Source organism: Paucilactobacillus nenjiangensis (assembly GCF_008632615.1).
Lineage (GTDB): Bacteria > Bacillota > Bacilli > Lactobacillales > Lactobacillaceae > Paucilactobacillus > Paucilactobacillus nenjiangensis.
Map to the genome: position 1 here is coordinate 824993 of NZ_CP043939.1, position 23503 is coordinate 848495.

Sequence of the window (23503 nt, forward strand, 5' to 3'; positions counted from 1 at the left end):
AATGAATGTTTTATGGAACTATCGTCTATATAAATTCAATCGTCTAAATTTAAACTAACTTAACAAAAAAATATCGTTTTCATATAGTTAACAATTTAATCTTATTATTGACTTTTTTATTGAGAATGCTATCCACTCAACTATGTTTTTTGGGGAATATTTCAGAATTGATTTTATTGTTTTTAATATTAATTGAAGCATACTTTGTTTAGCTGATACAAATAAGCCGCTAATTTCTCCGATAATGGAGAAATTAACAGCTCAATATTACAAATTGTGAATTTATGGTCATCAGCACTTCTTGGCGAAAACTATATGAATTAATTAAGTTAGAAACGAATATCTAATTTTGATATATTAAAGATATCGTTTAATAAATAATCATATTGTTATTATTTTTCTTCTTAACAACAATGCATCTATTTCTAAACTTGTGTTTTAAATGCAGTGTTATTAGTATGAATAGTCAATTGAAGCGGTAGACGATGTAGCAGTTGAACTACTACTGTAACCACTTCCAGGAGAATTATAAGAAGCACCATCAGGTAAAACGAAGTAGACGTTGTTGTATCCGTCAAAATTAGTCTGATTGTCATACATCTTAGTGGCATAGTTAGATACAGTTGTTGTTTCTTTACCTTCAGCTTTTTTAATCAACTTGGATACACGGTTTATTTCTTTTGTTGAGGCAATCTGGAAAGAGGTGCCATCAATAGTAGCATCTTTCCCTTGAAATTGAACCGTTTTGACATTATTCATTGAATTGTGATAGTTAGCATAGAGGGTAGCAATACTGTTAATTGGAACATCAGTTTTTAATCCATCTTTTGCAACATCAAGAAGCTTATTGATTGCTGTCACTGAGCTAGCTGATTTGAATTTATTTACAACTGCCTTCATGACTTGTTGTTGTCGTTTTTGTCTTCCATAGTCATTGTTTGGATCATCATATCGCATTCTTGAATATTTTAAAGCATTCGATCCATTTAACTTTTGACTACCTTTTGGAAAAGTATGTCCTTCATATGTGAACTCAAATGGATTATCAACAGTCACACCACCCAACGCATTGACTACTTTTTCTAGTGCTCCCATATCTACATTTGCATAGTAATCAATTTTTATATCCAAAAGTTTTTCTATGGCAGACTTGGTCATTTTAATGCCCCCAATTGAATAAGCGGCATTAACCTTTACATAATCATCACCATCGTCGGTATCAAGTTTTACAAGGGTATCCCTAGGAATACTGGTAAATGTAATGGTTTCTTTTTTTGGATTTACAGTTGCAATTTCTAATGTATCTGTATTTCCTATCCCATACGTTGATTTATTTCTACCAATAGCCCCTGAATCAACTCCAGTTATTAAAACGTTGACAGGCTTTCCGTCCCGTAATTTTTTGCTGACTTTTGCCGAGCTTTTTCCAAATATACCTTCAGCAGTTTGGTGAATTTTATAATATTCATACCCACCAACTGACAACAATACTAGCCCAACTACTATTGCAATCCATCTGCCCCAATGACGCTTACGACGCGGTGCTCGGTGTCTATTAGTTCTTGTGTCTTCTTCATTCATAAGTTATCCCCGATAATTTTATATTTAACTCTACTAAAGGTATCATTGTGGTTACTACATCGTCAAACAAAATTCAATATTTTAACAATTCTGTAAACTTTTTATGTAAGTGCTTTTTAATCACTTTTTAATAATAATATGATATTCTTATCTGTAAATATAAATGAAGGGATTGACACACATGAAAACTGTTTTAACTTATGGTACTTTTGATTTGTTGCATAAGGGACACATTAAATTATTGGAACGTGCAGCATCATTTGGAGACCAGCTGATTGTCGGTCTTTCCACAGATGAATTTAACATCAATCAAAAGGGTAAACGTGCATATACAAAATATGAAGATCGGAAGTTTATGCTGGAAGCAATCAAGTACGTCGACTTAGTCATACCGGAAACTAATTGGAATCAAAAAATTGATGATATACAAAAATACAATGTTGACATTTTTGTAATGGGTGATGATTGGCGCGGACAATTTGATGACCTAGAACAATACGTAAATGTTATTTACTTAGAACGAACTGATGGAATTTCAACTACACAAATCAAACATGACTTATCAGAGTAAAGTCCACAACACAAGCATCAATAATGTTTCGTGTGTGGCTTTTTATTTTGGTTTTGTAGACTTTATTATGTATCTATATTACTATTGTATAGAATGATTTTTCGAAAGAGGACAAAATATAAATGAATAACAGTGAACTATCAAATGAAGTAAATAAGCGTAGAACTTTTGCCATCATTTCTCATCCGGATGCTGGTAAAACAACTATTACAGAACAAATGCTCCTTTTCGGAGGAGTAGTTCGGGAAGCCGGTACAGTTAAAGCAAAAAAATCTGGTACATTTGCTAAATCGGATTGGATGGAAATTGAAAAAAAACGTGGTATTTCCGTAACTAGCTCAGTGATGCAATTTGATTACGATGGGAAAAGAATCAACATTTTGGATACCCCGGGACATGAGGACTTTTCTGAAGATACTTATCGAACCTTGATGGCTGTGGATTCTGCCGTGATGGTAATTGATGCAGCGAAGGGTATCGAGCCACAAACAAAGAAACTATTTCAAATTTGTAAAATGCGTGGTATTCCTATTTTTACTTTTATGAATAAGTTTGATCGAGATGCTCGTGAACCTCTTGATTTGCTCTCTGAGGTGGAAGAAGTCCTGGGTATTGAAACTTACCCTATGAATTGGCCAATTGGCATGGGCCGTGGTTTAAAGGGCTTATATGATCGTTACAATCATCGGGTAGCCTTAACACACCCTGAAGACGATGCTAATCCATATTTACAATTGGATAGTGAAGGACAAATTCCTGCTGATCATCCCCTACGTCAAGACAGCATTTGGCAAGATACATTGGATGAAATTGAATTAATTGACGCCGCTGGAAATAGTTTGGATGAGGATAAAATTGCAACTGGTGATTTAACGCCTGTATTCTTTGGTTCAGCATTAACTAATTTTGGGGTTGAAACATTCCTTCAAACTTATCTAAATTATGCGCCAAAACCAAGTGCACATAAGACGTTGGCTGAAACCGTGATTGAACCAACTGACAATGAATTTTCCGGATTTATATTTAAAATCCAAGCAAATATGAATCCTCAACATCGTGATCGTATTGCTTTTGTTAGGATTTGTTCTGGTGAATTTGATCGTGGGATGGATGTAACCCTTGGTCGAACAGGCAAAGCTATTAGGCTTTCCAATTCAACTCAATTTATGGCGGACAGTCGTGAAATTGTTGAAACAGCAGTTGCGGGTGATATTATTGGATTATATGATACTGGTAACTTTCAAATAGGTGATTCTATTTATTCTGGTAAAACTAAAGTTGAGTTTGAAAAGTTGCCACAATTTACTCCTGAATTGTTTGTCAGAGTAATGGCTAAAAATGTGATGAAGCAAAAATCGTTCCATAAAGGAATTGAACAATTGGTTCAGGAGGGTGCGGTTCAACTCTATCGCAGTTACAGCAGTAACGAATATATTCTTGGAGCAGTTGGACAATTACAGTTTGAAGTTTTCCAATTTAGGATGTTAAACGAATACAATTCAGAAATTGTGATGGAAAACTTAGGTCATAAAACTGCCAGATGGATTAATCCGGATCAATTGGATGAGAAGATGGCATCTTCTCGTAATTTATTAGTTAAAGATCGTCAAGATGCACCATTATTTCTTTTTGAAAATCAATTTGCCGAAAATTGGTTTAAGGGAAAATATCCCGATGTCGAGTTGACATCAAAATTGTAATCTTAAGAGTGGGGGATTTCGTTTGAAAAATGCAAATACAAAACAAACTAAAATGCTATTTTGGACACTGGAAATTTTAGCAGTGGTCGCAATCATATTTGTTTGTACAAAAATTAAGTTTGTCTTTGAACCACTGTTTACATTTGTATCGGTAGTGTTTGTTCCATTTGTTATTGCCGGTTTCTTATTTTATATGCTGAATCCACTTGTAACTCGGCTTTCAAAGCTGCGGTATAAAAAGTTTGGCTTAAATCGGAGTTTTGCGAGTCTGTTTGTGGTTTTAATACTTGTATTAATCATCGTAGGAGGAATTGGGTTATTAATTCCAACCATCATTAATGAATTTACTTCGTTGGTTAAAGCATTACCTGATACAGCAAATCAAATAAACAAAATTATCAGTAAACTCAGTGAGTCTAAATTATTTAAGCAAGTTGATTTCAGTACTTATCTGGATAAAGTAGATTCTAAAATTGGAACTTATGCAGAAACATTCCTGACTGGGCTATCGAAAAGCCTAGGCACCATTATTAGCACCATTACTAGTGTCACAGTTGTTGCCATCACTGTTCCCGTGATGTTGTTTTATATGCTTAAAGATGGTCAAAAATTGGTACCAAGCATTCAAAAGATTACTCCCGGCAAGCGTAGTGATGAAGTCAGTGGCTTATTAACCAAAATGAGCGCAACTCTTTCATCATATATCTCTGGTCAAGTTATTGAGTGTTTGTTTGTTGCTGTTTTCACCACTATCGGTTATTTAATTATCGGACAACCTTTGGCAGTTGTCTTAGGGATTATTGCCGGGATGGCCAATATTATTCCGTATGTTGGCCCATATATAGGTATTACACCTGCGTTAATCGTGTCACTAACAATGGCGCAAGATAAAATTATTTGGGTTATTATCATTGTGCTTATTGTTCAACAAGTGGATGGTAATATTATTTATCCAAATATTATTGGAAAGAGTTTAAATATTCATCCTTTGACAATTATTGTCCTGTTATTAGCTGCAGGTAATATTGCTGGGATAGCAGGGATGATTTTATGTATTCCATTCTATGCTGTTGTACGGACGATTGTTGTGTATTTCTGGGATATATATCAATTAGACAAGTCATAATTATTTTGGTAAACGAGTTAAATTGTTTTTTTATGACAAATTTCATTTATTGTGTAAGGCTTGGCTGATACAATTTATTCTTGTCGTAAATTTCATTTTTCGTTTTAAAAAGTAACTATAAAAATTAAATAACCGGGCTTAAGTTAAAGTTAGTTATTTTTAAGTATAGTGTAAATAATTTGTATAATTTTGGAGGGGAAAATGCGGAAACTACAGAGAACGCTAGTAAAGGTGCCAACTGTATTATGGATTGTAATTTTATATGCGGTTGCTAGCTTTATAGTAATATTTCCACTAATGAAATCTAAAGTGTTTTTTTATGGTGACGATATTGTTTTTCAGTTAAACCGAATTGACAATTTGGTTGGATATATTAAAAACGGCTCGATTTTGCCTATACTATCTTCTTTTGCTTTTAAGGATCAAGGAATAATCACAAATATGGTGTATCCTTATCAGTCCTTGTATCTTTTTGCGATTATTAAGCATATGGTCGGAGATTCAATTTTGTCAATTTACTTAGGAATGTGGATACTTACTCTTTTAACGCTACTGTCGTCACATTTTTCGATGCAAGTATTAACAAAATCATTGAAAACTGCTATTATTTTTGCTTTTACCTATACATTTTGTATGTATAGAATGATGACAATGATTTCTCGATTTGATTTAGGGGAACTTTTAGCAATGTGTGCGCTTCCTGTATTTATTGTGGGGTTAACTGAAGTGTTGTTTGACAAGTATTGTTACTGGCCTTTAATTCCGTTTGGTGCTACTTTTATTTTTTCTTCTCATATTTTAACGAGTGTCTTATTAGGCTTATTTACTCTTGTATTTTTTATAGTTTATTGCTTTGCAAAAGATATTAAGTTTAAAAATACTAGAAATAAGTATTTGATTATTTCGTTGTTATCGACTGTTGTTCTTAATTGTTATCAAATTTCACTAGTTTGTTGGGGACTTTTACAAAAATTACAATTGCCCTCGATTCCTGCTTTGATTGATACTGATCTTGACTTTTTTGACATACTAAAAAATTCAATTTCTAATAATATTGATAGAAGTTCCACATCTGGAATAGGTATTGTATTAATTATTATGATTCTGTTGGTTTTATTCAATTTAAACAAGATTGAATTTAAATACAGAGTACTTTTCTTGACTTCATTAGCATTTGTTATTGTTTCTACCTCATTTGTTCCTTGGAGCCTGATCCAGCATACACCATTAAAAATAGTGCAATACTCATTTAGATTCCTAATGATTGCTAGTTGCGGTATAAGTATGGTTGGTGCAATTGTTGTCGCAAAATATTTGAATTCTAAAATGGTTGTCAGTTATTTATTTTTTATTGTAATGCTAAATCTGTCAATTGTTTTAAGCTTTATTCATTACAATTCAGTAAATTCAGTTACGTCTAATGCACCTGTAGTAGTTGAGGGAACAAGAATTTTAACGGACTCTACTAACTATAATCGCATTGTACATGGTGAATGGTATCTTGATTACTTACCCCGACAATCGGATGTAGTTAGTACGGAAATAAAAAGTAAGAAAGTTATTACATCCACAGATAATTACAAAGTTAGCTATCTTCCAATTTCAAATGGCATACAATACACAATTAAGAATAAAAGCGGTAATCATGAACAATTTGATTTGCCTTTCGTGTTATATAAACATCTAAACTATGAAGTCAGAGTAGATAATAGCGTTGCTAAAACCGAACGAAGCAAAAGATCAACTTTGCTTGTGAATATTCCGAATGGTACTCATAAAGTCAAAGTACATTTAAAAATACCCATTTTTATAATATTTATGTATAGTATTAATTTCTTTTCATATTTTATTGTGCTAGGTAGCATTATTTGGTTCATCCGTAGATTAATAAAAAATATGACTGTACACAGATCTTAAGTGTTAAGGTGATCGCCATTACTAAAATGGACGATCATTTTTTATATTCATGGGATAAATCATTTGTTTTAATTTCCCAAATTGCAAGAACAAATTAGCCACACGATAAATCCTATCAAATCAGTATTTTCATTAATATTCATATTTTATGGACTTAACTTAACCGGCGGAAGCAGCGGAGAAAAGCTCTTTGGGTGTTTGATAGCCAGTTTGCCGGCGCGGTAAATTGTTTAGCTTTGACTCAACTGCTTGGATATCATGAGGACCCAAAATATCCATGGATAGACCCTTGGGTACATCGCGGCGGATCATTCGATTATGCGCTTCGTTAGTCCCACGCTCAGAGGAACGATATGGATGGGCATAATAAAGGTCAGCGACACCGGTAAGTACAGCGCCAACTTCCGAGAACTCAGCGCCATTATCGGCAGTAACTGACTTCATGATTGATCCGTATTCTTGACAGATCTTGGCCAGCTCATAGTTGACTGAATCGGCATCACGACCATCGATCAAACGTAGAATTTGGCAGCGGGATTGACGCTCGATCAGTGTTAAGATCACACTCTCTTGACGCTGGTCGATACTTTTAGGCCGTTCATCAATACTCCGTCCGGCCAGACGCTTGTGCTTGATCGAGTGATGATGTTTGGCACGGTGGCGCGTTTTTTCGAGTAGATCAAGATTGCGGACTTCAAGTAACTGGGCATCAATATAGTGGTATAGCGTCTTGGTCGAGACCATCTCCTCAGGTTGATATAAGCCTTCAAGTTTGGCCCGTCCTACTGCTGCATCAGGCGACCAACCATCTTGACGCAAATGAGTCGTAAAATAGTCGATAAAATCAGCGACACCGACGAGTTTCAAAGGTCGATGACAGTGGGCTCGATTAGCTTCGTACTTAGCTTGTGCTGTTTCTGGTGAGTATACAGCGTAATATTGGCGTTGACCATTCACTTTTTTACTTGGTCGATCTCGCCGCGGCACAATTCATTATTGATTGTTTGATGACAAACATTAAGCGCTCTGGCAATTGCACGATTGGAATAGCCTTGGCTGTGTAGCGTAGCAATTCTGCCTCGTTCAAACGAAGTTAGGTGCTGACCTTTTTTTCTGACTGTGGTATTCTGTTCTTGCATCAAGACAATAACCTCTTTCATTGTTTGTGTAGGAACATCAATGATAACAGAGATTTGTCTTGGTGTTTTTTATTTTATCAATTAGCTAAAAGTATTTGGCTAACTTGATTATAAAACGCGCGATTTGTTTTAATTTAATTTATTGGTGATATAATCACTATGAAAGTTCGTAACGTTATGGAGGAGATTATATTGAATGATAAGCGGTTTAAGGTTCGTCAATTTCTTTTGATTAGTGCGTCTGTGTTATCTTTGTATTTAGTATCCAACTCTGTAGAGGCTAATGCCTCAATTGCAGAAACTAGTTCTTCGAAAATGTTTCTGAAAAAAGTAATGATATTGATATGGATGTAAGCTGATTCCTGAGACAACTTTTAAGAGAGGTTATAATGAATAAATCATCTCTCAAAAGGAAGGAATTTTTACATGCCAACTCGTTACGACAAAGAATTCAAACAAAACATTATCAACCTATATAAGCAAGGCGAATCAGCTGCCCAACTGGCCAGAGAATATGGCATTGGCTATTCAACAGTTCATAAGTGGATCCAGGGCTAGGCCAAAACTCAATCCGGTAAATCGCCAGACGAAATCAAAACGATGGAAAAGCGACTGGCTTCGCTGTCTGAGGAGAACGAAATCCTAAAAAAAGCCCTGGGCTTCCTTGCGCAGAAGTAACCAATATCTTTGATTACATTCACCAAGAAAGCCATCACCACCAGGTAACCAAGATGTGCCGAATCCTCGGTGTTTCCAGAGCTCAGTATTATCGTTATCGATCCCCCAAACCTTCAAAACGCCGGGCCGAAGATGCGGGCTTGAAACAACGGATTCTGCGGATCTTTGCGGAATTTAAGCAGCGATACGGTGTTATGAAGATCCACCATGAATTGAATCTGGAACTTCAACCACTGCAGCTTCGGTGCAGTCCACGACGGATTTCCCGGCTCATGAAGGAACTGGATATCCACTCCGTTACCGTCAATAAGTGGAAAGCGGCTTCGGCTTCCAAAACCAAGGTTGAACAGCGTCCCAACTTGCTTAAGCAGGATTTCTCGACCACTGGTTTAAATCAAAAATGGACCGCTGATATGACCTATATTCAAACGAAGCGTAATGGCTGGTGTTACTTATCAACCATCATGGACCTGCACTCACGACGGATTATCGGTTATTCGTTCTCAAAAAAGATGGATACTGATTTAGTCTTAAAGACCCTTGAAAGCGCGGTTAAAAATCGAACCATTACTGGGGACCTGATTATCCATACGGATTTAGGATCACAGTATACCAGCGATGATTACAATCAACGTTTAACTGAGCTACATATCCGCCACTCATACAGCCGTAAGGGTTGTCCGTATGATAATGCGCCAATGGAATCCTTTCACGCTTCCCTCAAAAAGGAATGTGTTTATCCAGTGCCGGTCTTTGAAGATTATGAAACTGCCGCTGCCGTCCTTTTTGAATACGTGCATGCTTTCTACAATAGGAAGAGAATTCATAGTTCACTGGGCTACCAGACCCCCTTACAAGTTGAAATTGCAACACTTACGAGCCAAATGGCCGCCTGATTTAATGCTTTCCAGGGCTCAAATAAGTTATTAATCGCAATTAATTATTTATTTGAGCTGCGGAAGGTAAACGCGGTTCTGAATGTCTCTTAAAATCTGTCTCAAATATTGACTTCAATCCAACCTAATACAAATACAACTTGGAAACAGTTAACTGATAATGTAAATCGGCGAATAGTTGAATAAAAATAGCTAATACAAAAGGAGGTAGCGTCAAGAATCTTGTGTAAATGAAATGCCTTCGTACATATAATATGTATCTAACTTAAATAAATGATGCTTCCAAGGTGTCCTGGAGTCCTTTGAACCCTCGGTGGATCCGCTTCAGAGACTTCTCGTTATAAACATTAAACTGAGAAACCAGGAAGCGATCCAGTTAATCTTCCGTTGGAAATTGTTCTTTGTGGTGGGTGGTGCGCTTGAGATGCTTATTAAAGTTCTCAATCAGGTTAGTGGAGTATAGTGATTGCCGGATAGCTGGTGGAAAGTCCATGAAAGTGAGTAAATTCGGCATTTTAAGCAGATCTTTGATTAATTTGGGATAGGTCTGATGCAGTTGTTGGCGAACTCATTCAGTTTCAGTTCGGCTGCTTCACGGTTGGCGGCCCGATGAACTTGTTTAAAGTCACTGATCACGGCCTTGCGGTCTTTTACGCGAACTTTGTTCATCAGATTCCGCCCAACATGAACCAGGCAACGTTGTCGTTTGGCTTTAGGGAAATGCCGATTCAAGCCTTCATCCAAACCAACTAACCCATCGGCCACAAACAACAGCACATCTTTAACGCCCTGCTTGATCAAGGTTCCCAGCAGTTCAGTCCAGATTCCAGTCGATTCCGTTGGCGCCACTTGGTAGTTCAGCACTTCTTTCGTACCATCTGGACGAATGCCAATCGCAATATGAACGGCTTCTTTTTGAACGGTATCCCGCTTTAACGGCAAGTAAGTGGCATCTAAGAAGATGGCCGCATACTGTGAAGCCAGTCGACGTTGCTGGAAAGCTTGAACCTGTTCATTGACGGCTTTAGTCATGTTGGAAACCGTGGCTTTGGAGTAGTGAGCACCGTACATTTTCTCAATAAGTTCGGCAATTTCAGCAGTGGTAATTCCCTTGGTATACAACTGAATGACCGTTGTTTCTAAATTATCACTGTGCCGACCGTAGGCTGGCAAGGTATGATTTTCAAACCGGCCATTGCGATCTCGAGGAATGGTTAAGTTAAGTTGGCCGTACTTCGTATCAAACGAGCGCTCATAACTGCCGTTGCGGTTATTACCAGTGTTAATCCCAGCGTATGAGTAGCGTTCGTAGCCCAAAAACTCTGCCAATTCGGTTTGAAGCAGCTGGTTAATCGCAATTTCGAGGTGGTGACGAAAAACTTCGTCCAAATCTTGCTTTTGGGCTAGTGCAGCGATAATTTCTGTGGTAAGTTCATTCATGGGGAATGCCTCCTGTGATGTTTTCTGTGATTACTAAATATCATAAGGGAAGGCATTCCCTATTTCTATACAATTCAGAAATCTTTTATGCATTTACACAAGATATTTTACGCTCTCCAAAAGGAATTAGTGATTGTTGTACATTACTAATTCCTTTTGTATTTCCCTCCTCAGAACCAATTTAATATCTTTGTTTAGATAACATTTATATTACAACCTATTAATGTTCATATAATGTATTATTAATTGTGATACACTTTTTTTAGTGTATATGTTGCATGATATTGGAGGAGGATGTAGGTATGAAAATTAAAAGGTACAAGATGTTTAAAAATGGTAAAGCGTGGTGTATTGCAGCAATTGCTACAATAACATTGGGATTTGGTTTTGTTAGTAATTCAATTGATGTTTCTGCTAACACAGTCTCATCAGTCGAAGCGAATGATAATAAGAGTAACACACAGTCAATAGCTTCAAGTGAATCGAATGGAACAATCAATAATAGTAATGAAACTGTAGAGAGTAATGCGACTACTAAAAGTAGTGCAGCAGCACCATTAAGCGAAACACCTTCTGGGAGCGAAGTTTCCACAGTCACCGATTCAACGATGTCGTCCAATGAAGATAGTGAAACGTCAAGTTATGCACCTGCTGAAAATGGCAGTGATGCTGTAACTACAGGTGTTGACGATACTACTGACGTAATTGTTTATAAAAATAATCCTGTAACGACAGTTACTGATGCGGACAAGAATGGATTTGCCATTCAGGATGGTCATACTTATTTTTATCAAAATGGGCAAAAGTTAACTGGCCAACAGACCTATGATAACAGTAATTACTATTTCGATGTTGATACCTTTCAAATGAAAACTAATTATTTCTATTCAGCCAATGATAAATTATATTATTATGGCAACGATGGAAAAATGTATCAAAGTCGGTATTATCAAAATTGGGGTGCTACTTATTATTTCGGTGATGACGGGGCCCGATTTACTAATCAATTTTTAACTAATGATGGTGGAACTTCATATTTTGGTAATGACGGAATTCGATATGAAGATCGTTTTTACAGCAACTGGGGTTCGCTATATTATTTTGGTACAGACGGAAAACTCTTTGTAAATAAATTTTATTCGAATTGGGGTAATATGTATTACTTCGGTGACGGTGGAATTCGTTATACTAACAAGTTTTACTCTAATTGGGGAGCTTTATACTATTTTGGATCAGATGGAGCCCTGTACACGAATAAATTCTATTCCAATTGGGGTAGCATGTATTACTTTGGATCAGACGGAGCACGCTACACCAACCAATTTTATCAAAACTGGGGACATAATTACTTCTTCGGTGGCGATGGATCATTGCAAAAAGGATTCTTTAACGACGGTCGGACTAAGTTTTTAGCCGATGGTAATGGAGTAATTTACGCAGCAGCTAATGATGATACCGTGGCACTTTCCCAACGGCCTAATTTACCAACTGGTTGTGAAATTGTTGCAATTACGATGTTATTACAATATGCTGGCGTGAATGTGAGTAAAGAACAAATTGCTAATGAAATTCCACACAGCAGTAATCCAAATTATGGGTTTGTAGGTAATCCATATGCGACAGCATCTGCATGGGTTCTTGCTTCTGGAATCGCTAGCGAATTATCTAAGTATCTTGGCACATCACAATTGATGAACGGTGCTAGCATGTTTGACATTCAAACCAAGCTAAATCAAGGACACTTAGTTGCCGTTTGGATGGGTGATATGAATGGCTTCTCAGAACATTGTGTTACTTTAACAGGCTATGGTGCTGACTATTTACAATATAACAATCCTTGGACCGGTCAAAAAGAAACCATGAGCTATGGTACTTTCTATAGTCGTTGGGGCAAAATTTGGAATAATGCATTAAGCTTTTAAAACTAAATAGATATCAAAAAAAGGCTCTTTGTCAAATAGCGTGAAAAAACAATAATCGCTGATGAAAAGCTTATGAATAGAAGTGTAATATCAATCTCAATTGATGATTGGTATTGCACTTTTTTCATACTTTAAAAGTTAAAAACTGCTGCTTTAAAATAAACTTGTTATGCAACTGAATCCTAATTCTATAAAAGTAATTCATTGAATTGGCATAGCCGTAGGCAGTTCTACCAATTTGTTTGATTCGTCTATTTGTGCCCTCTAATCGGCCGTTAGACGCATTATTTTCGAATGCTGCTTTAATTCCCTTGATGTACTTTTTATATGTTTTAATCACAGTATCCATTTCAGTTTTGTTATTTTTATAATTATTAATTAGTTGTTCTAATGGCGTGAAAGTATGATTAAACCGAGCGTCTAGAACACTTTGATAAACATCATACACTGTTTTAAAGTTCGGAAAGTCTTTAAAAACTAGTTGTAATGCATCCTGAGGATACATATATTCATGTACACCACGAAACCACTTCGTGTTTGAGGTATCGATATTACGTTCTGCTTTTAAGAAAAATTTCCAGTTTGATTTTAATAATTTGTAAACACGATTATGCTTCTTGTCGCTGAGTTCCCGTTGTATTTTGATCCTTTCAGATTGAACAGCTTTCATAGCTAATTGAACAATATGAAATCGATCGACTACAATAATAGCGTTAGGAAATAGCTCTCGTATGGGTGATTGGTACCCAGCGTTCATGTCCATAACAACAATTTCTACTTTTTGCCGGTTTTTTAATGAGAATTGTGATAAATATTGCCTAATTGATTTATTATCACGCTGAGGGTAAATTTCGATAAATTCACTGGTATTTCCGTTAAGTATTTCAAATCCAAAATGACCTTTTCGATATTTTACTTCGTCGATACAAACTACGTTTGGTAATTGTTGTGTTGTATCAGTTACGTAGTCCGAAGCGGATGCAGAAATAATTACATGTACTTTAGATGTTGATAATCTAGTAATATGAGCAATTAATTTTTCACTAATATCTTGTTTTGCCAAGTCAAATATTTGTTTCCAAAGAGGCTTAGTTATCTTTGAATTTTCAATAAAATCAGGTGATATTGAAGTACATGTACCGTAGCAATTTAAACATTGAAATCTTTGCTTGGTTAAGGTTAATTCTTGTTTGAACCCATTTGTAGAAGGTAATGATAGTCGGACTTCGTCGGTACCGTTATGATAGTAATTGCTTTCCATCGGAAAGCCACAGTATGGGCATCTTTCAGGGAACCTTGATAGTTCCCCGTATAGCATCAGCGTATCATCATGTTTATCATTATGAATTGTATGATTAAATTCTCCATTCTCATCAATCAAAAATTTAATTGATTTATCTGTTAATCCTGCAGATCTTAGTATAGAATTATTTATGGACATTAGTTTTACCTACTTTCATTTTGGTTTGCCGATTAAAGTGTAACACTAGGTATAAACTAGTGTCTTTTTTTACGGATTTTTAGAATGTACATAAAAAAGCGTAGAGGTTGTTAACCTTCCACGCTAAAAAGTATAGAGCCCAAAAAAATCGTTCCCCACTGACAACCAAGTTGCCAATCGGGAACGATTTTTATTTTCCAAGTTTATTTAACGGTTTAAACCGTATTTGCATGATTACAATTCCGGCCACAATCAGTAGACCACCGTATAGTAAGTGAGTGGTGAAAGCTTCAAAGCCAAAAATCACTGAAAAGATTGATCCAAACATGGCTTCAGTCATAAGAATTAAACCAGCAGGTGTAGGATTGGTAAACTTCTGTCCCAAGACCTGTAAGGTTTGGGCAATGAAGGAAGAGAAGATACCGAGGATAACTACCGGCACAATTGCCGCATTCCAATCAATCGAACCATAACTGGCATGTTCAAATAGGAGAGACCAGACACCACCAAAGACACATTGGGTGGCACCTAACATAAAGGCGACAATCCAAGGACTTGAGTCGGTGGCTGTATAGCCGAAGTAGACAATCTGTAAAGCGTAGAAGACTGCGGAGATAATGGTAAGCACATCCCCCAGTCTAAACGTAAAACCAACCGAAAAGATATTTTGTAAAAACATCACACCAATCATACAAATGGCCACAGAAAAATAGCTTTTGGTTTCAGGCCGTTCATGAAAGAAGATCCATGAAATAAAGGGGATAATCACCACATAAATGGCAGTTAAGAAGGCATTATTACTGGGCGTCGTGTATTTTAGTCCCAGAGTTTGAATTTGATAACCTAAAAAATTGATAATTCCGGCGACTAAACCAATTCGAAAATCCTGCCGATTCATTTTGTTGATGGTTTTATGGAAAAATAGATAGGCGAGGCCGGCACAGATAGCCCCACGGAAGAAGTTAATCATCCCCGCTGGCATTTGTACATCAGTCGCTTGTTTAACGAAGAGGTACCCGGCACCCCAGATAATTGCGGTCACAAATAAGACAATGTTAGCTTGTACTTTAGATAATTTCAATGTTCTACTCCTACTCTGAAAACTTATCTAACTACTATACCACTAATTAAAACAGCGATAAATAGTCGCTTAACTTGCCATCAGTAATGACTAACAAATTAGTTAAAAAAAGTTTGAACAAACCGAAGTCTGTCCAAACCTTAGAATACTTATTTCAATTTAACATAGGTGCCATTAATGAATTCGTCACCCTTAATTTTGTACCAGGTAACGCCATCGTCGCCAGTTGAGGTAGCGATGACTGTGACTTCAGTGCCATCTTCAAGTTCGTTGGTGATTTTACCATAGGGCTTTTCATACACTTTAATTTTCTTGCCAGGAATATAATCAATCTGAGCAGGTACTTCGCCAACGGGATCAAATTTGAGTTGTTGCCCAGAAGGTGATAATTCGATATGTTCAAATGGATTTTTGGTAATTTCCATATCTTTATAGAGGACCCATTGATTAGGACTAATTTCGTACCAAAATTCACCATTGGTGGTAGCAACTCGCTTGAACGCCCGAATGGTCATTCCTTCTGGTAATGAACTAGGGGTCTTGAGACCTTCAATGCCATCATAAATGACAGTATTGTCTTTTAAATGAAGGTACATATCGACGTCTTCCATTTCCGCCCAGTTAGCCTTGCGGTAAAAGAGTTGTACTGAACCAGGTTGATCCTCGAAAGTCCCAGTTAAATCACCTTCAGCTTTAATAAACCTAAAATTATCGAATTCGGTTTTGTAGACCACGTAATGTTGGCCATAAAGTCCCTTTAAAAGTTGTGGAGCCACAATATTGGATTGATCATCGATATTAATGTAATATGCCCATACCGGCATACCAAGTACTGGATTTTCACTCATAATCTACACTTCCCAATTGTTTTAATTTATTATAGTCTTTTTTTTAGAGATATTTCACTAGATATTTTTAATTTTATTTCCTACACGTTATAATAATAACATTAACTAGGCGAGGTGGCCAAATTGAGAAAGAAAAGATCAACATATCGTATCAGTATTTTAGCAATCTTAACTGCAATTATCGTGTTACAGGACTTTATTCCAATGCTCGGGAACATTCCAATTGGTCCGCTCAGTCTGACAACGCTTCACGTGACCGTGATTATCACGGCGATTGTCTTGGGGCCGGTCGATGGAGCAATCGTGGGAGGCGTCTGGGGCGTTTTGACTTGGATTCGCGCGTTTGCTTTTCCCAGTAGCCCATTAGCACCCTTGGTATTTGTGAATCCGTTGGTATCAGTTTTCCCAAGAATTATGATTGGGTTAGTGGCTGGTTGGACATTCATGGCACTGTTTAAACTTTTCAAACATTCGCTTAGTTCAATGGTGATTGCGGCAATTTTAGGAGCACTTACCAACACGGTCTTGGTGTTGGGATTCATTTACATCTTTTATCACACACCAGAGGTCGCAAAGGTCTATGGTGTCAACGTCAGCAATTTATTTAAAGCTTTGTCTGCTATCTTTGTAACTAACGGACTAGCGGAGATGCTGATGGCAGCAATTATTGCGCCATTAATTGCGACGCCGTTACGCAAAGTGACTCAACGACAACAAGCTTCATAAGGGCAGAAACAAAAAAAGGAATTCTCTCACAAAATGTGAGGAATTCCTTTTTTAATATTGATTAATTTTTAGCTTTTTCTTCAACAGCCACGGGAGCGTTGTTAGAAGGTTCAATCACGATTTCACCATCAACAATTTTGGCATTCAAGTTCTTAATCTTGGGATTATCGATTACAAAATCAGCAATCCGGTCTTCGATTTGTTCTTGAATCACTCGACGGAGTGGACGAGCACCCATAGTTGGGTCATAACCTAATTCAACTAACTTATCTTGGACTGGGCCAGTGACGTGAATATACAAGTCACGGTCAGCCAACATCTTATTCACATCATCAATCATCAAGCCAACAATCTTACCTAAGTCTTCCTTAGTTAAGGCGTTGAATTCGACAATGCCATCAAAACGGTTTAGGAACTCTGGTTTGAAGTAATCGCCAAGTTTGGCCATCACTGAGTGCGTTTCACCAGCAGAGTCGGCCGCAAAGCCAACGCTGACAACCGCATCCCCAGAACCGGCATTCGAGGTCATGATGATAATCGTATCCTTGAAACTGACAGTCCGACCTTGTGAATCTGTTAGACGGCCATCTTCCAAAATTTGCAAGAACATGTGCATTACATCAGGATGAGCCTTTTCAACTTCGTCCAAGAGAATCAAACTATAGGGGTGGCGCCGAACTTGCTCAGTCAACTGACCGGCTTCTTCGTAGCCCACATACCCAGGAGGCGAACCGATTAACTTCGCCGTGCTGTGTTTCTCCATATACTCACTCATATCAAAGCGAATCATTGAATCGGTTGAACCGAATAATTCTTTGGCCAGTTGTTTAGCAGTTTCTGTTTTACCAACTCCGGTAGGGCCAACAAACAGGAAGGAGCCAATTGGACGACCAGATTTATTCAAACCAATCCGGTTCCGACGAATTGCCCGGGTAACTTTATTAACAGCTTCATCTTGACCAATTACGTTAGCTTCCAAGTTTTTATCTAAATCTTTCAATTGAGATTGTTCTTGTTTTTGTAATTCGCCAACTGGAATATTGGTCTTTTCTTCGACAATCGTTTGCATGTCTTTTTCAGTGACCGTTGCGGATTGATCCGAATGATTTTCTTCGGCATCTTTCTTGGCTTTTTCGAGTTTCGCGACTTGATCACGGTAAAAGGCAGCTTTTTCATAATCTTCATTGTCCAAAGCTTGTTGCTTATGGGCTTCAGCCGTGTGAATTTCATTTTCAATTGTGGCTGGATCAGCGGTCTTTAAAGTTAAGTTCTTTTTGGAACCAGCTTCATCAAGTAAATCAATCGCCTTATCAGGTAAGAAGCGATCTTGGATGTAGCGCGCAGATAACTTAACAGCTGCATCAATGGCTGCGTCAGTATATTTAACGTTATGATAATCTTGGTAACGTGATTGAATTCCACGTAGAATTTGTAAAGTTTCTTCTACAGATGGTTCATCAACTTGAACTGGTTGGAACCGACGCGCTAAAGCGGCATCTTTTTCAATCTTACGATATTCATTTAAAGTCGTCGCACCGACTAGTTGGAATTCACCACGAGCGAGGGCAGGTTTTAAGACGTTACCTGCATCCATACCACCTTCAGCATTCCCAGCACCCATAATTTCATGGATTTCATCAATAAAGAGGATGATATCATCGTTCTTGGAAACTTCATCCATTAATTTTTGGAGTCGTTCTTCGAATTGACCACGGACACCAGTACCTTGGACCAATGACACGACGTCTAAACGAATAACTTGTTTATGGGATAATTTAGCAGGGACTTGACCGGCAACAATTGCTAGTGCTAAACCTTCAACCACGGAAGTTTTACCAACTCCGGCTTCACCAATCAAAACGGGGTTATTCTTCGTCCGACGATTCAAGATTTCAATCACACGGTTGATTTCATTGTCCCGTCCAATCACGGGATCAATTTTGCCTTGCTTAGCTTGTTCAGTTAAGTTGAGACCAAATTGAGCGAGTAAACTATCGCCGCCGTTATTATTACCACCGCGACCACGTTGAGCTTGTTGTTGTTGATTTTGTTGCGCTTGCGAAAATTGAGCTTGGTTTTGTTGTTGAATTGCGCGAAGCATTTCATCTAAACTACCAAACCCGAATTGACCGTTATTGTTGTTATTATTGTTATTTGCCATTCCGTTACCTCCATTTAAGAAGTTTTGTGTTTGTTTTAATTGCTGATAGCAGTTTTGACAGAGGTCAACTTGTGTCCGTTGACCATTCAATGAAACTTGTAGGTGAATGGTGGCGGGATTCTGTTGACAATTTTGACACAACATGAAGTGAACCTCCTTTTAATAGTAGCAGTGTTTGGTCAAAAAAACATTGACCTTCTTTGACCATTGACTATATTATACATGCATTTATTTTAAATGCAAGTCATTTGTATTAACTCCGTAACCGTTGGTACATAAGGGATTAAGAAGGCTCCGTAAAAATATTGTTGTAGAAAATTTAGCAAACTAACTCGTCGAGTGCTAATTAATCTCTGGTATAATAGACGCTAGGAGGTCGGTTATGGATAAAGATTATTTTCAGTTATTAGAACAGCTTCGAACCGGCGTAATTACAGAGTTACCGATTGAAGCCAGTGAGTTTGTGGAATTCCAAGCAATCTTCCACGCTTACGAGTACCGAAAAAGAATAAAAGGGCAGGCGATGCGGGGCGGACAGATTATCTATCGGATGGTTGCCGAATAGCTAAATAAACCGTTTACATTATTTAACTTGAATTTAACGCTTACAATTGCTAAAATATTAACAAACGAGAACGGATTGTCCATAAAATTGGAGTTCTCATTAATTTATACTCTTGAAGGAGATTGATATCATGGAAAAACAAGATTTTAACGTAACAGCAGAAACAGGAATTCACGCACGTCCAGCAACTATTTTGGTGCAAACTGCATCAAAATTTAGCTCAGACATTACTCTTCAATATGATGGTAAGGGTGTCAATCTTAAGTCAATCATGGGTGTTATGTCACTTGGTGTAGGCCAAGGTGCAGCAGTCACAATTTCAGCTGAAGGTGCTGATGAAAAAGACGCAATTGCAGCTATTGCTGAAACTATGAAAAAGGAAGGACTGTCTGACTAATGTCAAACCGACTCAGTGGAATTGCCGCCAGTAATGGTATCGCAATTGCGAAGGCTTACATGTTAGTAGATCCCGACCTGTCTTTTAATGAAGAAACTATTACGGATACAAAACGTGAAGTCGAAAGACTTCACGATTCATTTAGTGAATCAAAAAAAGAACTCGAGATTATCAAGGAACACGCAGTTAAATCACTAGGTGAAGAAGAAGCAGCAGTTTTCGAAGCACATATTACGATTTTGACTGATCCTGAACTAATTGGCGCCATTGAAACTAAAATCAATGACGATAAAGTTAATGCTGAGTCCGCAGTCAAAACCGTCACTGATATGTATATTGGGATGTTTGAGGCAATGACCGATAACCCTTATATGCAAGAACGTGCGGGTGATATTCGTGACGTCACTAAACGGGTCACGAGTCACTTATTAGGAGTAATCCTTCCAAGCCCTTCATTAATCGATTCCACTTCAATCGTAGTTTCACACGATTTGACACCTAGCGATACGGCTCAATTAGACCGTCAATTTGTGAAAGCATTTATCACTGATATTGGTGGTCGGACTTCACATTCAGCTATCATGTCTCGAACCCTTGAAATTCCAGCCATTGTTGGAACCGGGGATGCGACAACTTCAATTAAAGACGGTGATACCATTATTGTTGATGGTAATACCGGAGAAATCATTATTGATCCTTCAGATGATGAGATTAAACAATATGAAGCTGAAGCAGCCAAGTTTGCGGCTGAACAAGCTGAATGGAAATCTTTAAAAGATGCCAAAACTGTTAGTGCTGATGGCAAACATTTTGACATCGCTGCTAATGTTGGGACTCCTGATGATTTAGATGGAGTTCTGGACAATGGTGGGGAAGCAATTGGTTTATTCCGTTCTGAATTCTTATATATGAATTCATCAGAATTGCCAACTGAAGACGAACAATTTGAAGCTTATAAAAAAGTAGCTGAGGGGATGAACGGCAAACAAGTTGTTGTTCGGACCATGGATATTGGTGGCGATAAGCATTTACCATACTTACCATTGCCAGAAGAAATGAACCCCTTCTTGGGTTACCGGGCTATTCGAATTAGTTTGTCTCAACAAGACATTTTCCGGACTCAGTTGCGTGCGCTCTTGCGTGCATCTAATTACGGTAAAATTGCCATTATGTTCCCTATGATTGCCACGGTTAACGAGTTCAAACAAGCTCGTGCTATTTATGATGAAGAACGCCAAAAGATGATTGATGCTGGACAACCAGTTGCTGATAATATCGAAGTCGGAATGATGATGGAAATTCCTGCTGCAGTTATTATCGCCGATAAGTTAGCCAAATATGCTGATTTCTTCAGTATTGGAACTAACGACTTGATTCAATATACTTTTGCGGCCGACCGTGGAAACGAACATGTTTCTTACCTCTATCAACCATACAATCCATCATTGCTTCGCTTGATCAAGCAGGTGATTGACACTGCTCATGCTGAAGGTAAATGGGCTGGTATGTGTGGTGAAATGGCTGGCGATCAAATCGCCGTTCCAATCTTAATGGGACTAGGTCTTGATGAATTTTCAATGAGTGCGACATCAATGCTTCAAACGCGTTCATTAATGAAACGCTTGAATACTGCTGATGTTAAAACCTTAGCTGACAAAGCTCTTGAACTTGAAACAAATGAAGAAGTTCAAAAGTTAGTCGAAGATTCATGTAAGTAAATATGATTAATAATTTGGATTTTGATGAAAGGTGACTTTCATTGAAATCCTTTTTTGTTTTGCCTTGGTATCATCAAATTAAGATCGTTTTCAATTCAATCCAGACTTCAATTGAAAATATAAAAAAATACCAAACCTCATTCAGTCATGAACGTGGTCTGATATTACTATGTCGAATAATTCTTATTTATTTAATTGAAGTTTTTCATAACGATGTTCTAAGAAGAAGTAACCCGTGATGAAGACGTAACAAAGTGCGGGTACAATGAATGAAAATTGCATTGAACCAGATAAATCTGAAACGAGTCCTTGAACAAATGGCATGATAGCTCCACCAATTAATGACATCACAATAATGGCACCGGCAGTTTCAGTGTGCTTCTTGTCAGTTACAGTATCAAGTGTGTGTGCGTAAATGGTTGGCCATTCTGGACCGAAGAAGAAACTAGTCAAGACTGCTGCGTAAACGGCAGTTACATTCGGTACAGTAAACGTCACGATTAAACAAATGACTCCGAGGGCTGAGAACCAAGTCAACACACCGGTACTTGAAAATTTCGTCATGAACATATTAGCAACTAGCTTACCAACGAACCACGAAACGTAACTCCAAATCATGAACGTAGCAGCGGCACTATCAGACATATGAATTAAGTTTAGTGCTAAGCGAATTGTAAAGGACCAGACTGTCGTTTGCATTCCTGCGTAGATAAATTGAGTGAAAACACCTTTCTTAAAGCGAGTGTTTGACCAAAGATATTTGATGGTTTCTTTCAAAGTTGGTTTGTCTTCAACTTCATCACCATCAGTACGAGAAATAGAAGTGGCTTTGGCGTGTGGCATTGGTGTCACCGCTAAGATAATTAGCAAAACTAATAAGACAATCAAGATATACTTGTAAGGCTGCAAGGTAAGTTGTAACATCTTTTCGCCATAAGCGACGCGTTCAGCCCCATGCATATTAGCCATTTTTTCAGAAATACTACTGATTTTACCGAAAATTAAAAATTTACCAAGAACAATTCCCATGATGTCGCCAAGTGGAATCAAAGTATTAGCAATGTTTAAACGCATAATACTCGACTTTTTAGGGCCCATCATTGAAACGTAAGTGTCACACGAAGTCTCAAGGAAACTGAGTCCTACGGCAATCGCAAAGATGGCGACGAGGAACATACTATATGTGGCAAAATGCGACGCTGGGAAGAAAATAGTACAACCTATAATATAAAAAACTAACCCAGTCATAATTGCTATTTTGTAACTACTTTTTTTAATAATTAGTGAAGCGGGGATGGCGATTAAAAAGTAACCCCCATAAAAGGCAGTTTGCACAAAGGCAGTTGAGGCATCGTTTAAAGTGAAAACTGTTTTGAATTGAGTGATTAAGATGTCATTCAAACTAGCGGCACATCCCCACATAGGGAAGATCAGACAGACAATAATAAATTGTAATAAGGGGGTCTTGTTCAAATATCCGTCAGATAATTGAACCCAACCATGTTTCTTTTCTGGGACAACAGTAGCTTCCATGATAATAAGTACTCCTTTAGATTATAAAAATAAATTCTTAATTCTTTAATAAAACGTTTTACC

17 protein-coding genes and 2 pseudogenes are annotated in these 23503 nt (G+C 37.5%); 11 read left to right on the top strand and 8 right to left on the bottom strand.

All coding sequences use genetic code 11. From position 1 onward, the window contains the following. Nucleotides 1-453: 453 nt before the first annotated feature. Nucleotides 454-1581: an LCP family protein gene (locus F0161_RS04165; RefSeq protein WP_150203807.1), complete on the bottom strand. Its 1128-nt coding sequence runs from the start codon at nt 1579-1581 to the stop codon at nt 454-456. Nucleotides 1582-1762: 181 nt separating this feature from the next. Between F0161_RS04165 and tagD the strand changes: the two genes are divergently transcribed. The 4 genes from tagD to F0161_RS04185 all read left to right on the top strand — a co-directional run bounded on the left by tagD (nt 1763) and on the right by F0161_RS04185 (nt 6895). Beyond that, nucleotides 1763-2152: a glycerol-3-phosphate cytidylyltransferase gene (gene tagD / locus F0161_RS04170; protein ID WP_150203808.1), complete on the top strand. Its 390-nt coding sequence runs from the start codon at nt 1763-1765 to the stop codon at nt 2150-2152. Between the two features lie 122 nt (nt 2153-2274). Next, complete coding sequence (locus tag F0161_RS04175; RefSeq protein ID WP_150203809.1) at nt 2275-3852, top strand: peptide chain release factor 3; 1578 nt, start codon at nt 2275-2277, stop codon at nt 3850-3852. Between the two features lie 52 nt (nt 3853-3904). Next, a complete protein-coding gene (locus tag F0161_RS04180; RefSeq protein ID WP_150204632.1) occupies nt 3905-4978 on the top strand; it encodes an AI-2E family transporter in 1074 nt (357 codons plus the stop codon). A gap of 201 nt (nt 4979-5179) precedes the next feature. Next, entirely contained in the window at nt 5180-6895 is a 1716-nt protein-coding gene (locus tag F0161_RS04185; protein ID WP_150203810.1) for a glycosyltransferase family protein, read from the top strand. 159 nt (nt 6896-7054) lie between these two features. Here F0161_RS04185 and F0161_RS04190 read toward each other — a convergent pair. Continuing rightward, nucleotides 7055-8055: pseudogene (locus tag F0161_RS04190) on the bottom strand (IS30 family transposase). A gap of 405 nt (nt 8056-8460) precedes the next feature. On the opposite strand from F0161_RS04190, the gene F0161_RS11695 reads away from it, so the two are divergent. Both F0161_RS11695 and F0161_RS04200 read left to right on the top strand, forming a co-directional pair. Next, nucleotides 8461-8592 (top strand): helix-turn-helix domain-containing protein, encoded by a 132-nt coding sequence (locus F0161_RS11695; protein WP_087843058.1) that lies wholly within the window; start codon nt 8461-8463, stop codon nt 8590-8592. Nucleotides 8593-8729: 137 nt separating this feature from the next. After that, complete coding sequence (locus tag F0161_RS04200; protein WP_019875241.1) at nt 8730-9608, top strand: IS3 family transposase; 879 nt, start codon at nt 8730-8732, stop codon at nt 9606-9608. Nucleotides 9609-9873: 265 nt separating this feature from the next. On the opposite strand, the pseudogene F0161_RS04205 reads toward F0161_RS04200, so the two are convergent. Next, nucleotides 9874-11048 (bottom strand): annotated as a pseudogene (locus F0161_RS04205) (IS256 family transposase). A 302-nt stretch (nt 11049-11350) separates the two neighbouring features. Between F0161_RS04205 and F0161_RS04215 the strand changes: the two are divergent. Then, a complete protein-coding gene (locus F0161_RS04215; protein ID WP_225423214.1) occupies nt 11351-12970 on the top strand; it encodes a C39 family peptidase in 1620 nt (539 codons plus the stop codon). A gap of 124 nt (nt 12971-13094) precedes the next feature. Here the strand turns inward: F0161_RS04215 and F0161_RS04220 are convergent, their stop codons facing one another. The 3 genes from F0161_RS04220 to F0161_RS04230 all read right to left on the bottom strand — a co-directional run bounded on the left by F0161_RS04220 (nt 13095) and on the right by F0161_RS04230 (nt 16340). Then, nucleotides 13095-14411 carry an ISL3 family transposase gene (locus tag F0161_RS04220; protein WP_150203812.1) on the bottom strand — a complete coding sequence of 439 codons (1317 nt, stop codon included), beginning with the start codon at nt 14409-14411 and terminating at the stop codon, nt 13095-13097. A 190-nt stretch (nt 14412-14601) separates the two neighbouring features. Then, complete coding sequence (locus F0161_RS04225; protein ID WP_150203813.1) at nt 14602-15492, bottom strand: DMT family transporter; 891 nt, start codon at nt 15490-15492, stop codon at nt 14602-14604. A gap of 149 nt (nt 15493-15641) precedes the next feature. Beyond that, on the bottom strand, nt 15642-16340 hold the full coding sequence (locus tag F0161_RS04230; protein ID WP_150203814.1) for a MucBP domain-containing protein: 699 nt from the start codon (nt 16338-16340) through the stop codon (nt 15642-15644). Nucleotides 16341-16454: 114 nt separating this feature from the next. Here F0161_RS04230 and F0161_RS04235 point away from each other — a divergent pair, with 114 nt between their 5' ends. Then, complete coding sequence (locus tag F0161_RS04235) at nt 16455-17066, top strand: ECF transporter S component (protein ID WP_190318914.1); 612 nt, start codon at nt 16455-16457, stop codon at nt 17064-17066. Between the two features lie 61 nt (nt 17067-17127). Here the strand turns inward: F0161_RS04235 and F0161_RS04240 are convergent, their stop codons facing one another. Continuing rightward, nucleotides 17128-19371: an ATP-dependent Clp protease ATP-binding subunit gene (locus F0161_RS04240; protein WP_150203816.1), complete on the bottom strand. Its 2244-nt coding sequence runs from the start codon at nt 19369-19371 to the stop codon at nt 17128-17130. Between the two features lie 238 nt (nt 19372-19609). Between F0161_RS04240 and F0161_RS04245 the strand changes: the two genes are divergently transcribed. The 3 genes from F0161_RS04245 to ptsP all read left to right on the top strand — a co-directional run bounded on the left by F0161_RS04245 (nt 19610) and on the right by ptsP (nt 21907). Further along, nucleotides 19610-19792: a hypothetical protein gene (locus F0161_RS04245; protein ID WP_150203817.1), complete on the top strand. Its 183-nt coding sequence runs from the start codon at nt 19610-19612 to the stop codon at nt 19790-19792. A 130-nt stretch (nt 19793-19922) separates the two neighbouring features. Next, complete coding sequence (locus F0161_RS04250) at nt 19923-20189, top strand: phosphocarrier protein HPr (RefSeq protein WP_137602371.1); 267 nt, start codon at nt 19923-19925, stop codon at nt 20187-20189. Further along, the gene (gene ptsP / locus F0161_RS04255; protein WP_150203818.1) at nt 20189-21907 is read left to right on the top strand and encodes a phosphoenolpyruvate--protein phosphotransferase; all 1719 of its coding nucleotides are present in this window, start codon (nt 20189-20191) and stop codon (nt 21905-21907) included. Before F0161_RS04250 ends, ptsP begins: the two co-directional genes overlap by 1 nt. A 183-nt stretch (nt 21908-22090) precedes the next feature. Here the strand turns inward: ptsP and fucP are convergent, their stop codons facing one another. Then, nucleotides 22091-23440: an L-fucose:H+ symporter permease gene (gene fucP, locus F0161_RS04260; protein WP_150203819.1), complete on the bottom strand. Its 1350-nt coding sequence runs from the start codon at nt 23438-23440 to the stop codon at nt 22091-22093. Between the last annotated feature and the right edge of the window lie 63 nt (nt 23441-23503).